Consider the following 13,088-nt stretch of genomic DNA (forward strand, 5'->3'; position numbering starts at 1 on the left):
GTCACCGGCGCGCCGTCGCCTGGAAGAACCCGTTGGACCGCTTGAGGTAGACCAGCACGATGAAAGCGATCATCGCCAGCAGCACGAGACCGCTCTGCACGTAGCTGGTCACCAGCTGCGCCGTGGGGATTTCCAGGGTGTAGCTCCCCCCCTCGGGAAATTGCACCGTCTGCGGGACGGTGGCCCTGACCAGGCCGCTGAGGCCGCTGAGTATCCAGACACCGGCGAACACGGTCAGCGTGATCCTGGCCCAGTTGCGGCCCGCGCGCAGCTTGAACGCGAAGAAGATCCAGAGTCCGGTGAATACAACGGAGATGATCAATCCGGACACGACGCCGAACATCATGGCGACCCGCAGCACGTCCTCGCTCATGACCGTGGAGCTGCCGGAGATCTCATCCAGCACCCGCTCCATGTAGTTCCGCTGCAGTACCATCGAGATCGTCGACAGCACCGTGGCCAGGAGGGGCACCACGACCGCGATCCAGAAGGCGATGTCGATCGTGTTGGGTCGTGGTGGGCCTTCGATCTCCTGCGCCGAGACCGGCGGCGCGGCGTAGGGGTTGGGGTAGCCGCCCGGTACGGGGCCGGCCGGGTACCCCTGTTGCGGATAGCCCTGCTGCGGATAGCCCTGTTCCGAATACCCCTGCTGCGGGTAGGGAGAGGGACCGTAGCCGGACTGCTGGAATCCGCCGGACTGCGGATCGGGTTGTTGGAAGCCACCCGACTGCGGGTCGGGCTGGTACCCGGGCTGCTGCGGGTACTGCCCCTGATTCGCGGGATCCTGCTCCCAAGGATTCTGTGGGGAAGTCACGTCGAAACCGTAGAAACCCGCCGTCGAGATGTCCAATTTCGGCGGCAGCGGGAAAACCGGCCGAAAACCCCGCTCAACCGGGGTGGCGAACACCCGGCCCGGCGAAGAAACGCCTGGAATCACCACGCAGCAACAGCACGAACACCGCGATGTTCAGTGCCGCGATCACAGTGGTGAACAGCACAGTCAGCGGTCCGATCGCCATGTCGGGCATCAGCCGCGGATCCAGTACCGAGCGGGCCATGCTGATGGTGAACCACGCGAACAACCTGCCGCAGACGTACAGCCCGCAGCACACCATCACCAGCACGCGTGCCCAGTTGGCACCACGCGCCATCCGGTTGCCGAAGAACACGTACAACAGCGCCAGCCCGGCCATGAACAACAGCGCGAACATGATCCCGCCGTTGGCCGCCGCGTCCACCTCTTGCTGCGACAGCTCGGGATTGACCCGCCGCAGCTCACCGATGAGCATCTCGCGGTCGGACAGCCGAACCAGCGTGCTCCCCAGCCCCAGGAGCGCGGCGGCGATCCACAGCCACCTGGCCAACCACACCGAACGGGGCGGTGTGGTCGGCGAGGACGAGGCACGGCGGTCCACACCGCCTTGCGGCTCGGGTGGCGCGGTCACGCGGCATCCCCTCCGGACTCCTCACGCAGCCAGCGGGCCGCCCGCGCCGCCCAGTAGGTCAGCACGATGTCGGCCCCGGCACGGCGTATCGAGGTCAGGGTCTCCAGTACCGTTCGGCGCCGGTCCAGCCAGCCGCGTTCCACGGCGGCCTCGATCATCGAGTACTCCCCGGAGACCTGGTAGGCAGCGACCGGGATATCGGACATCTCGGCGGTCTGCCTGACCACGTCGGTGTAGGACATGGCGGGTTTGATTATCACCATATCCGCGCCCTCGGCGATGTCCTGCCCGACCTCGCGGGCCGCTTCCCTGCCGTTGGCCGGGTCCTGCTGGTAAGTCTTGCGGTCCCCGGAGAGCTGGGAGTCGATCGCGTCGCGGAACGGGCCGTAGAAGGCGGAGGAGTACTTGGCCGAGTAGGCCAGCAGCGAGGTCTCGTGGAACCCGGCGGCGTCCAGCGTCTCCCGGATGGCGCCGATCTGCCCGTCCATCATGCCGCTGGGGCCGAGCACGTGCGCACCGGCCTCGGCCTGCGCGAGCGCCATCTCGCCGTAGAGCCGCAGCGTGCGGTCGTTGTCGACATTGCCCTGGTCGTCCAGCACACCGCAGTGCCCGTGGTCGGTGAACTCGTCCAGGCAGGTGTCGGCCATGAGCACGGTGTCGTCGCCGACCTCGGCCGCGACATCGCGCAGCGCCACGTTGAGGATCCCGTCCGGGTCGGCGGCGGCCGATCCGGTGGCGTCCCGTTCACTCGGGACGCCGAACAGCATCAGCCCGCCGACGCCCGCTTCCACGGCGTCCACGGCCGCCGCGCGCAGCGAGTCCCTGGTGTGGTGCAGCACGCCCGGCATGGAGGGAATCTCGACGGGCTCCGTCGCGCCCTCGCGGACGAACATCGGCAGCACCAGGTGCCGCGGCCGCACCTCGGTCTCGGAGACCAGCCGCCGCAGCGCGGCGTTGCGGCGCAGCCTGCGTGGGCGGACCGACGGGTACATATCTCGAACACCTCGCGGGAAAAGAGGGGTGATCCGGTTGTCGAGGGTGGTTCCGTGGCGGAACCTCGCGCACGGCTCTCGCTCCGGGGAGGCCCGACATCGGGTAGCGACCTACACAACGTCGGGCCTTCCTCACGAGAGCCGCACGGGAGAACCCGCGGCGGTGCCGGCTGCGAGAGTGATCGGAGTGCTCCCCGGCAGCGCCGAAGAGCACCACTCGGTTCACGATCCGGCCGAAAATCTCGGCGAGATTTTCGGCTACCGCCGAGGTTCCGCCGAGCAACCACGCAGGCAGCCCGGGGAGCACACGCGAATTACGAACGGCGGGTGCGCTTGGCCTTCTTGGGCGGCGGAAGGGCACCCTCGGCACGCAGCTTGGCCGCGTGCTCGGCCAACGAGTCCACCAGCGACGGCACCTGGGCCTGGTCCGGCCGCACGTCCACCCGAAGGCCGAACTCCTTGGCGGTCTCGGCCGTCTTGGGACCGATGCAGGCCACCAGCGTCCTGGCGTGCGGCTTACCGGCGATACCGACCAGGTTCCGCACGGTCGACGAGGAGGTGAAGCACACCGCGTCGAACCCGCCCGTCTTGATCATCTCGCGGGTCTCGGCGGGCGGCGGCGCGGCGCGGACGGTGCGGTAGGCCGTGACGTCGTCCACCTCCCAGCCGCGCTCGGTCAGCCCGGCCGACAGCGTCTCGGTGGCGATGTCCGCGCGCGGCAGCAGCACCCTGGCGACGGGGTCGAGCACGTCGTCGTGCGGCGGGAAGTCCTGCAGCAGGCCCTCGCTCGACTGGTCACCGGAGGGCAACAGCTCGGGGTTGATCCCGAAGGAACGCACCTTCTCGGCCGTGGCCTCCCCTACGCAGGCGATCTTGACGCCGGAGAACGCACGCGCGTCGAGGCCGAACTCGTGGAACTTCTCCCACACCGCGCGCACCGCGTTGGCTGAGGTGAACACCACCCACTGGTAGCGGCCGTCCACCAGCCCCTTGACTGCCCGCTCCATCTGGGCCGGGCTGCGCGGCGGCTCCACCGAGATGGTGGGGACCTCGTGCGCGACGGCACCGTGCGACCACAGCCGGTCGCTCATCGCCCCGGCCTGATCCTTGGTACGCGGCACCAGGACCTTCCAGCCGTAGAGCGCCCTGGTCTCCCACCAGGACAGTGCCGCGCGGTTGCCCGCGGCGGTGCCGACCGTGACCACCAGCTGCCCCTGGAGTTCCCCGGCGTCGCCGGGCAGCGAGGCCAGCGTGGTGTCGATGGTGCGTTCGGACACGGTGGTTCCGGAGGCGGTGACCGCGGCCGGAGTCTGCGGGCTCATGCCGTGCTCGGTCAGCGCCGAGGCGGCCTCCGCGAGGTGGCTGCCGGAAGCGTGCAGCACGATCGGGCCGTTGGTGGAGGCCAGCGCGGCCCAGTCCACCTCGCCGCGCACGTCGACCTCCGCGTGCGCGGAACCGAGCGCTACGCCCGCGTAGGCGGGAACGGCGGTCCCCGCGGACACTCCCGGAACCACTTCGAAGGAGACGTCGGTCTTGGCGATCTCCTGCACCTCGCGCACCACCGCGTCGGCGGTGAACGGGTCACCGGCGACCAGCCGCACCACGGGGCGGCCGGTCTGGGCCTCGCCTGCCAGGTTGCCCGCCACGTCGGCGGGATCACCGACGGCCGGACGCACCTCGGCGGCGTCGTCGGCGAGTCCGGATACCTCCGCGGGCACATCCGGATCCGTCACGATGAGCGAAGCGTGTGTAAGCAATTGCCTGGCCCGGACGGTGAGCAGGCCCGAATCACCGGGACCGGAGCCCACGAAAGCCACTCGTCCGGGGGTATTGCGTGCTCGGGTCATCAGGGCACTCCCCATCAACTACTGCCGGGGCCGCTGAGCGATGCGGCCCTGGCTTCGAGCAGCTGGGCGGCGACATCCTTGCCCAACTGCTCAGCGGCGGTCGTCTCACCAGTGGCGGATGCGCGCACCAACCTGTTCTCGTCGGTCGCCACCACCCCGCGCATGGACAGCCGGTAAACCACACGGCCGTCGTCGTCGAGGTCCTCCACCACCCCGGCCAATGCGCCGACGGGCGCAGTACAGCCGGCTTCGAGCGCTGCCAGCATGGCGCGCTCGGCGGCCACCGCGACGCGGCTGGCCTCATCGTCCAACACGGACTGCAGCAAGTGCTCGGTGTCAACGTCGTCGACGCGACATTCCACCGCCAGCGCGCCCTGAGCGGGTGCGGGCAGCATTTGCAGTGGATCGAGCGATTCAGTGATCACCTCAAGCCGGCCCACCCTGGCCAGGCCCGCGCGGGCCAGAACGACGGCGTCCAGCTCGCCGTCGCTCACCTTGCGCATTCGGGTGTCCACATTGCCACGAATACCGCGCGTTTCCAGCCCCAGTCCCAGGGCTTCCAGCTGGCTTGCGCGGCGCGGCGAACCGGTCCCCACAACGGAGCCCGGAGGCAGTTCCCCCAACGTCAGATCGTCCCGTGCCACCAGCGCGTCCCGGGGATCCTCCCGGGGTGGGACGGCTGCCAGTGCCAGTCGGGGATCGGGCGCGGTGGGCAGATCCTTGAACGAGTGCACCGCTACATCGACCTCTCCGGCCGCGAGTGCCTCGCGCAGCGCGGAGGTGAAAACACCGACACCGATCTCGGTGACGGGGGCCTCCGACTGGTCCCCGGACGTGGCGATCCGGACCAGTTCGGTCGTGTAACCGGCGCGTTCCAACTCCTCGGCGACCATGGAACTCTGCGCCATAGCCAGCGCACTGCCCCTGGTGCCGATCCGGAGGGTTCTGGTCAACGGTCCTCACCGTCCTGTTCGGAACGATCGCGCGAGACCGCGGCGGCTCTGGGAGGCTGGGCGTGCGAGACCGAGGTACGCGTACCCGGCGCGGTGTGCTCGCCATCCTCCACGGCCTGCGGGGTGCCGATGGCCGCGGCGGTTTGCGGATCGAGTTCGAATAGCTCACGAAGCGCGTCGGCGTAGCCGGAGCCACCCGGGGCCGACGCCAGTTGTTTGACCCGAACGGTCGGAGCGTGCAGCAGCTTGTCCACCACGCGGCGGACGGTACGCGCGAGCTCCTCCCGGACGTCCGTGTCGAGCTCGGGCAACCGGGAGTCCAGCCGGAGCAGTTCGGAGTCCACGACCTCCGCCGCGCGCTTGCGCAACGCGGTCACGGTGGGGGTCACCTCGGCCGAACGCTGTGCGGCCAGGTAGGAGCGGACCTCCTCCGCGATGATGTCTCCCGCATCCTGCCTGGCTCCGCCACCGTGCTGATCGGCCAGCCTGCGCTGCAGTGACTCCAGGTCGACCACGGTAACGCCCGTCAGCTCGGCCACCTCTGGCTCGATGTCGCGCGGCAGCCCGAGATCGCAGCACAGCAGCGGTGCGTCCGAGGACCTCTCCGCGAGAGCGCTCGACACGGTGGCGGTGTCGACCACGGCACCGACGGCTCCGGTGCAGGTGACCACCAGGTCGGCGTCGCGGATGGCGCCGCTGAGCGCGGAAAGCGCGACCGTGTCGGCCGACAGCCCTTCCGAACGCAGCGACTCGGCCAGCCGGTCACCGTTGCCGGCGGTGCGGTTGGCGATCACCACCTCGGCGGCCCCGAGCCGCTTGAGCTGCGAAGCGGCCAACGCGCCCATCGATCCCGCACCGACCAGCAGGGCGGAACGGCCCGAAAGGCTCGTCAGCACGTCCTCGGCGTCGGACAGCGCCTCGGAGACCACCGAGGCACCCGCGGCGTCGATGTCGGTCTCGGAGTGCACCCGTTTACCGACTCGGAGCGCCTGCTGCGCCAGTTCGTGCAGCGTCTTGCCGACCGTCTCGGCCTCGTCCGCATCGCTGTACGCCTGCCGCAGCTGCCCGAGGATCTGGGCCTCACCGACGACCATCGAGTCCAGGCCGGCGGCGACGGAGAACAGGTGCTCGACGACGGCTCCGGCGTAGTGCACGTAGAGGTGGTCGGCCAGTTCGCTGAACTCGACCCCGGCGTGCCTGGAAAGTACCGATGTGACGTCGTCGAGACCGCCGTGGAAGGTCTCGGCCACCGCGTAGACCTCCACGCGGTTGCACGTGGCCACCAGCATCGCCTCGCAGATGTGCTCGCTGCGCAGCAGCTCGTGCAGCAGCTTGCCGACGTCGTCGGCGCCGACCGCCATGCGTTCGAGCATTCGTACCGGGGAGCTGTTGTGCGACAGACCGACGGTGAGCAGATTCACGGCCGAACCACCATCCCGTCCACCGGGTTGATCCCGGTGTTCACATCACTGTTTTCCGACTGTGGCGCTCCGGTCGCCGCCTGTTCGGAGCCGGGGGAGTCGGAGGGTTCCTGACTCCGCCGGGCCACGTGGAAGGACAGAATCTGCATCTCCACGGCGAGGTCGACCTTGCGCACTTCGACCTCCTCGGGGACCTGCAGAACCACGGGCGCGAAATTCAGGATGCACCGAACCCCCGCCTTGACCAACCGGTCACAGACCTCTTGGGCACCTTTGGCGGGAGTGGCGATGGCGCCGATGGTCACGTCCCGTTCGGCACACACCCGGGGAATGTCGTCGACGTGGTCGACCGGGATGCCACCGACGGGCACCCCCATCAGGTCGGGGTCGAGATCGAACAACGCCGCGACGGGAAAACCCCGACTGGGGAAACCACCGTAGTTCGCCAGCGCGTGCCCCAGATTGCCGATACCGATCACCGCGACCCTGTTCTGCTGGGTCAGCCCCAGGGTGCGTTCGATCTGCCCGATGAGTACGGCGACCTCGTAGCCGACTCCCCTGGTGCCGTAGGAGCCTATGTAGGAGAGGTCCTTGCGGAGTTTCGCCGAGTTCACACCCGCCGCGACGGCCAGTTCCTCACTGGAGACGGTGTGCACCTCGCGCTCGTGCAGGCCGGAAAGCACGCGCAGGTACACCGCGAGTCGTGCCACGGCCGCTTCCGGAATCGACCTGACGCGGTCCTGCGGTGCGGGGATGCTCACCCCCTCCGACTCCGACGACCGCGCTTCCGCCGCGGCCGCGGCTTTCGCGTCGTCGTCTCGCACGTCGTCTCCGCGCGCCGTCACGCTGGCTCTCCCTCGACCTGCCTGCTGTTGCTTCCGTCGGTGACCGGCGAAAACGCGAACCGGTGGCCGCCACGTTGGACAACGTGACGCCCGATCGGACGCGGCACCGACCACGAAGGGGTGACTTCCGGGGGCGTGTGCCAACGCCACCGGTAATCGTGTGCGGAGATTCCGCGGAACGAGTCCGGCAACACGACACCGCCCACCGTAGCTATTTGTGAACACATGCACAAAGTCGACCCGGCCCGTAGTAACGAGCCCCACAACCATCCGAACGTCCCACCGGACACGGGGCCGAACTCTCGGGCGATCGCCGGGCTCGACCATGCTGTCGTGGCCCCACCGACCCGATCCTCCGTTCCCCGCGAGTCCCGAAGGCCCCACGGGTGGGCACCCGTTCCGGATCCGCTCCGACCGGACCGGGCACTCCGCCCGAATCGACCGTGAGCCCCGAAGTCGAACCGGACGGCCGAACGGTCGGCGAACACGGACGGCCAAAGCTCCGTCACGCTCCGCGACACGCTCGGACTCCGACCCGAAGGGTGACCCTCGACCAGCGGACCGAGCTGTGGAACAGGTACTGAACACATCCTCCCCGACAGCCCCCCGAGGTGCCAAAACGAGTGGTCTGCGGATCGCGACGCCACCGAGAGGGCCCTCATGGCGAGCTTCGGGAACGCCGAGGCCCGTGTCGGGAGCGGGCCGTGGCGAGCCGGTTCAACGAGCCAGCGCGGCGCGCAGCCGCTGCGACTCCACCTTCCAGAATCCGTGCTCGACGCCGTCGACGAGTATCACCGGAACCCTGTCGCCGTACTCCGCTCTGAGTTCGGTATCGGCGTCGACGTCCGAGGTGCTCCAGGGGACCCCCAGCTCGGAACACACGCCGTCGATCTCGGCCGCGGCGGTGTCGCAGGCGGGACAGTCCCGCCGAACGAGCAGTGTCACCTCGTGCCTGGCCGTCTCGGACACCCGATACCACCTCGTCTCGACATTTCACGGATACGATCGCCCGCCACTGGCGATTGTCCACCCCACGACCGAGCCGACACCCACGGGACAGCCCGGTGCGCAGGAAGAACAACGAGTCGCGAGTGGTGGAAATCACCGGAATCCGCACGCGAGGGACGAGCCCGGGCGGCGGCTCCGGGGAATCGGTATCGATTCGACCCCCGAATGCACTACCTACCCGGCAGTAACAAGACGTATGCTGCCGATCCTGACAACCGATTCCCGACGAGGCTCGCACGATCACACCGAAGACTCCAGGGACCAGAAAATGCTTCAAGCAACGGTGCAACATCAGCGAACGCCGCGACTCCCACCCGCGCGCCCCGAGGCGCGCCAGCAGTCGTCAGCAGCCCCGTTACGCGAGGAGCCCTCGGTGGCACGGGAGCCGACACCGGCCGAAGAATCACGGCTACCCCCCGAACCACCCCCGTCGCCGCGCTCGGCGGTACCCGAACCGGACGAGACGGACGGCTGGAGCCACGTGCGCGCCGCGCAGGACGGCGACAGCCAGGCGTTCGGCAGGCTCTACGACCAGTACGCGCACCTGGTCTACCGCTACGTGCTGCTGCGGGTCAGCGACCACTGCCTGGCGGAGGACATCACCAGCGAGACCTTCGCGCGAGCGTTACGGCGGATAGCCTCGGTGAGCTACCAGGGGCGCGACGTCGCCGCCTGGTTCATCACCATCGCCAAGAACCTGCTGCTGGACCACATCAAGTCCAGCCGCAACAAACTGGAGGTCCCGCTCGCCGATCCGAGCGAGGCCAACAACGGCGGCACCCCGCAACAACCGATGGGCCCGGAACAGCACGTGCTGGCCGAAGCGGCCCACCGCGAACTGCTGGACTGCGTCCGCAGACTCAACCCGGATCAACGGGAATGCATCAGGCTGCGTTTCCTGCTGGGCCTGTCGGTAACCGAGACGGCCGGTGTCATGAATCGCAACGAGGGAGCGGTGAAAGCACTGCAGCACCGGGCGATCCGCAGACTGGCGCAGCTGCTGCCGGACGATCCGCGCTGAGAGCACCACGCCGACACGGCGGCGGGCGCCCCGAAAGGCCGCGATAGTCGCGAACAACCGTCTCGCTCCACGAAGCGAGCCACACCCCGCCAATCACCCCGGCACCACCGATCCCGGACGGCCACAACCCCTACGGCCACGGGGCCGGCCGACGCGAACCCGCGATCACTCCCACCGTTGGAACGAAGCCGCCCCCGACTGGGTCAACACCGAAAACGGACAATACATCTAAGCTAGGAATGCTGGTGGTGGGCAACAGCGCGAGAACGGACCACACCGCTCGCGGACCAGCAGCGAACGGACGACTCCGGAGGAGACCGGGAGGCGCGGCGGTGCCGAGACGGCCAGGCTCAGCCGAGGAAACCAACGACGGGGACCAGCACGACGACGTGACCGAACCACGGGAGTCGACGCTGGAGGACGCCCCGGACAGCGCCGAAGTCGCGGGACGCGCCTCGGCGGAGGCGGCTGTCACCACGACCTCGGAGGACGAGAACACGGCGACATCGCGAGATCTCACCGCGGCCGCGTTCTTCGATGTGGACAACACGATGATGATGGGGGCGTCCCTGTTCCACTTCGCCAGGGGACTGGCCGCGCGGAAGTTCGTCCGGGCAGGGGATCTGGCCGGGTTCGCCTGGCAGCAGATCAAGTTCCGCATCGGAGGCGCGGAGAACGCGACGGATCTGCAATCCAGCCGGGAACAGGCGCTCTCGTTCGTCGCGGGCCGCGACGTCTCGGATCTCGAGGGACTCAGCGAGGAGATCTACGACGAACTGATGGCCGACCGGATCTGGGCGGGCACCAGGGCCCTGGCCCAGATGCACCTCGACGCGGGCCAGCGGGTGTGGCTGGTGACGGCGACGCCGGTGGAGCTGGCGCAGGTGATGGCGCGCAGGCTCGGCCTGACCGGCGCGCTCGGCACCGTGGCCGAACACGCGCAGGGTGTCTACACCGGCAAACTCGTGGGCGAGATGCTGCACGGCGGAGCGAAGGCGCACGCGGTACGGGCACTGGCTGCCAGCGAGGGGCTGGACCTGCGCCGCTGCACCGCGTACTCGGACTCGGCCAACGACGTGCCGATGCTGTCGGTGGTGGGAACGGCCGTAGCCGTCAATCCGGACCAACGGCTGCGCGAGACGGCACGCACGCGCGGCTGGGACATCCGCGACTTCCGAACCGGCCGCAAGGCCGTGCGGATCGGAGCCCGTTCCGTACTGGGGATGGGGGCGTTGGGAGCGGGACTGGCCGCGGGACTCGCGTTTCGCCGCCGGGATCGTTCTTGACCGGACGATCGAGTGGTTCACCGGCCCACCCGGTAGTTCCGGTGCGCCGCCCACACCCCGAGCAGGCAGCCCACGCTCAGACCGCAGAGCATGCCGCCGAGCACGAGACCGATCGGCACACGGTCCCGGCTCGTCGGCGACGACGGCGGATTCACCGGTCCCGGGACGAGCACCTCGCTCTCGCCGGTCCCCCAGTCCGAACCGGACTCGACCACCTGCCGGTGCTGCCGCGAAATCGTCCACCGCGCACGTTCCCGGTGCGCCGCTTCCCACAGCGCCAGCACACCTTCGTGATCGGCCTCCACCGCCCGACAGAAGGCCAGCACCGCCTGATAGGGCGGCAGACTCCTACCGCTGAGATAGCGCCCCCACGAGGACTTGCTGTAGTTCGTCCGTTCCCCCAGCGCCGCCAACGTGAGTCCACTGCGCGCCCGAAGTCTTCGCAGCTGAGCCACGAGCTCGTCGGTCACCACCGTCTCAGCGTTCCGATTACCCTGTCGTGACATGCTCCGGTCCTCTCGTGACGATCGTACACACCCTGAATCGACGCGGTGTGACAAACCGTTCGGCGGTTGCCGTGATCACGGATGACTCTAGACGGTGTGTCCCGTTTCGACAGTGCTTCAGCGCGGCGAACACCCCGGCTTCGTTCGCCGTCCCGCACGGTCCGGAAATTCCCGTCAGTTCCCACAGCCCTGGTCTCGGGAACGGGACACCGCGATGATTCCGGAACGACAACTTCGCCGGGCGACGACCGTGTTCCGACACGTCTCCTTCCGAGAGCGGAGGTGGATCGGTCCACCTCCCGCGTCCGAGGCGCGGTGCTCACCGCGAACACGCCCGGCTTTCCGCTCGTTCGGAAAGGAATCCATGCGCAAGTCAGGTTTACCCAAGATGGGGGTGCGGCACCTGCTGGCCGGGTTGTTCGCGCTGCTCATAGCGGCCACGGGCGCGGTCGCGGCCCCCGGCCAGTCGGCGGCGACACCCAGCCTGTCGGTTCGCGAGGTCCAGCAGGACCTCGCCGGGCTCGGCTACCTGCCCTGGGCGGGTGTGGACGGTATCGACGGTCCGCAGACCTCCGGGGCCATCACCAAGTTCCAGTCCTCGCAGTGCCTAGCCGTGGACGGCATCGCCGGCCCCGATACGACCACCGCGTTGATGGACAAGGTCAAGGAGATCCAACGAGCGGCCCACACCACCGCCGACGGTGTCTACGGACTGTGGACGCTCCAGAGCGTCGAGCGTTACCAGCTCGAACACAACCTCACCTACGACGGCATCGCCGGGCCGCAGACCATGAGCTCGATGGGGATCGAGCGGCGGAAGGGCTGTTCCGACGACGTCCAGGGGTTGCCCTACCCCTCCTCGTACACCCATCAGGTGCAGTGGAACCTGGCGGGAATGGGTTACCTGCCGTGGAGCGGAATCGACGGCATCGTCGGGCCGCAGACGCGTTCGGCGACCATGGAGTTCCAGCGGGACGCCTGCGTCTCCACCGACGCGATCGCGGGACCGGTAACCGGTGACCACCTGAGCCAGCAGATCACGGAGATCCAGCGGGCCGCGGGAGCCGCCGTCGACGGCGCCTACGGCCCGAACACCCGCGCCGCGGTCGAGGACTACCAGAGCGCTCACGGACTGGCCGTGGACGGCATGGCCGGACCGAACACCATGAACGAGATGGGCATCGCCCGGGTGATGTGCGACCAGTCCTCCGGAGACCCGACCCCTCCGGCCGACGGGTCGACGCGGGAGAAGATCGTGTCGATCGCGGCTGGTGAGCACGGCTACCAGGAATACGGCACGAACTGCCAGAAGTACGACGACTGGTGCGCCGCGTGGTGCGCCCGGTTCGGCACCTGGGTGTGGCAGAACGCGGGGGTCGACGTACCGACCTACTGGTTCACCGGGGACTGGTATCGCTGGGGGCAGGGCAACGGACACTCCGTACCCGCCTCGCAGGGTTTCTCCAACATCAAGCCAGGGGACGCGGTCTTCTGGGGATCAGGACCGTCGAACACATCGACCAGCTATCACGTGGACCTCGTCGAGTCGGTCAACGCGGACGGCACGTTGAACCTCATCGGTGGCAACGTTTCCGACGCCGTCAGCCGCAAGTACAACGTGGACCCGTACTCGGCCAACATCTACGGCTACACCAGTCCGTAACCGGTCGAGGTGCTCTCGCGCCGTGCGAGGAACCACCGGCTGACCGCGAACCGGACCCGATCGGCTCCGTCACCGGTGGGCCTCGCACGGCCCCTTCCACC

At 68.6% G+C, this 13,088-nt stretch carries 12 protein-coding genes; 3 read left to right on the forward strand and 9 right to left on the reverse strand.

Going from position 1 to position 13,088, the window contains the following annotated elements; genetic code table 11:
* Nucleotide 1 precedes the first annotated feature (1 nt).
* The 8 genes from ACOQFL_RS04435 to ACOQFL_RS04470 form a co-directional block, all read right to left on the reverse strand.
* Nucleotides 2–814, reverse strand: coding sequence for a proline-rich domain-containing protein (locus ACOQFL_RS04435; protein WP_435542782.1), 813 nt, complete (start codon nucleotides 812–814; stop codon nucleotides 2–4).
* Between the two features lie 73 nt (nucleotides 815–887).
* A complete protein-coding gene (locus ACOQFL_RS04440) occupies nucleotides 888–1,445 on the reverse strand; it encodes a hypothetical protein (RefSeq protein ID WP_435542783.1) in 558 nt (185 codons plus the stop codon).
* Nucleotides 1,442–2,437 carry a porphobilinogen synthase gene (hemB, locus tag ACOQFL_RS04445; RefSeq protein WP_435542784.1) on the reverse strand — a complete coding sequence of 332 codons (996 nt, stop codon included), beginning with the start codon at nucleotides 2,435–2,437 and terminating at the stop codon, nucleotides 1,442–1,444. The genes ACOQFL_RS04440 and hemB overlap by 4 nt, the downstream gene beginning before the upstream one ends.
* 314 nt (nucleotides 2,438–2,751) lie before the next feature.
* Entirely contained in the window at nucleotides 2,752–4,284 is a 1,533-nt protein-coding gene (locus ACOQFL_RS04450) for a bifunctional uroporphyrinogen-III C-methyltransferase/uroporphyrinogen-III synthase (protein WP_435542785.1), read from the reverse strand.
* Between the two features lie 14 nt (nucleotides 4,285–4,298).
* A complete protein-coding gene (hemC, locus tag ACOQFL_RS04455; RefSeq protein WP_435542786.1) occupies nucleotides 4,299–5,237 on the reverse strand; it encodes a hydroxymethylbilane synthase in 939 nt (312 codons plus the stop codon).
* Complete coding sequence (locus ACOQFL_RS04460) at nucleotides 5,234–6,658, reverse strand: glutamyl-tRNA reductase (protein WP_435542787.1); 1,425 nt, start codon at nucleotides 6,656–6,658, stop codon at nucleotides 5,234–5,236. The genes hemC and ACOQFL_RS04460 overlap by 4 nt, the downstream gene beginning before the upstream one ends.
* On the reverse strand, nucleotides 6,655–7,503 hold the full coding sequence (locus ACOQFL_RS04465) for a redox-sensing transcriptional repressor Rex (protein ID WP_435542788.1): 849 nt from the start codon (nucleotides 7,501–7,503) through the stop codon (nucleotides 6,655–6,657). Before ACOQFL_RS04465 ends, ACOQFL_RS04460 begins: the two co-directional genes overlap by 4 nt.
* Nucleotides 7,504–8,220: 717 nt before the next feature.
* Complete coding sequence (locus ACOQFL_RS04470) at nucleotides 8,221–8,472, reverse strand: glutaredoxin family protein (protein ID WP_435542789.1); 252 nt, start codon at nucleotides 8,470–8,472, stop codon at nucleotides 8,221–8,223.
* A gap of 412 nt (nucleotides 8,473–8,884) precedes the next feature.
* On the opposite strand from ACOQFL_RS04470, the gene ACOQFL_RS04475 reads away from it, so the two are divergent.
* The gene (locus ACOQFL_RS04475; RefSeq protein ID WP_435542790.1) at nucleotides 8,885–9,532 is read left to right on the forward strand and encodes a sigma-70 family RNA polymerase sigma factor; all 648 of its coding nucleotides are present in this window, start codon (nucleotides 8,885–8,887) and stop codon (nucleotides 9,530–9,532) included.
* A gap of 332 nt (nucleotides 9,533–9,864) precedes the next feature.
* On the forward strand, nucleotides 9,865–10,818 hold the full coding sequence (locus tag ACOQFL_RS04480; RefSeq protein WP_435542791.1) for an HAD family hydrolase: 954 nt from the start codon (nucleotides 9,865–9,867) through the stop codon (nucleotides 10,816–10,818).
* 17 nt (nucleotides 10,819–10,835) lie between these two features.
* On the opposite strand, the gene ACOQFL_RS04485 is transcribed toward ACOQFL_RS04480, so the two are convergent.
* Nucleotides 10,836–11,324 (reverse strand): helix-turn-helix domain-containing protein, encoded by a 489-nt coding sequence (locus tag ACOQFL_RS04485; protein WP_435542792.1) that lies wholly within the window; start codon nucleotides 11,322–11,324, stop codon nucleotides 10,836–10,838.
* A gap of 364 nt (nucleotides 11,325–11,688) precedes the next feature.
* On the opposite strand from ACOQFL_RS04485, the gene ACOQFL_RS04490 reads away from it, so the two are divergent.
* The gene (locus ACOQFL_RS04490; RefSeq protein ID WP_435542793.1) at nucleotides 11,689–12,987 is read left to right on the forward strand and encodes a peptidoglycan-binding protein; all 1,299 of its coding nucleotides are present in this window, start codon (nucleotides 11,689–11,691) and stop codon (nucleotides 12,985–12,987) included.
* Nucleotides 12,988–13,088 lie beyond the last annotated feature (101 nt).

The sequence above is a fragment of the Actinopolyspora sabaoui genome (genome assembly GCF_051225635.1).
Classification (GTDB): domain Bacteria; phylum Actinomycetota; class Actinomycetes; order Mycobacteriales; family Pseudonocardiaceae; genus Actinopolyspora.

Bases quoted from the DNA above. Each gene is read 5' to 3' on its own strand.
- hemB (WP_435542784.1), bottom strand. From the start codon at position 2,437: ATGTACCCGTCGGTCCGCCCACGCAGGCTGCGCCGCAACGCCGCGCTG.
- ACOQFL_RS04450 (WP_435542785.1), bottom strand. From the start codon at position 4,284: ATGACCCGAGCACGCAATACCCCCGGACGAGTGGCTTTCGTGGGCTCC.
- ACOQFL_RS04485 (WP_435542792.1), bottom strand. From the start codon at position 11,324: ATGTCACGACAGGGTAATCGGAACGCTGAGACGGTGGTGACCGACGAG.
- ACOQFL_RS04490 (WP_435542793.1), top strand. From the start codon at position 11,689: ATGCGCAAGTCAGGTTTACCCAAGATGGGGGTGCGGCACCTGCTGGCC.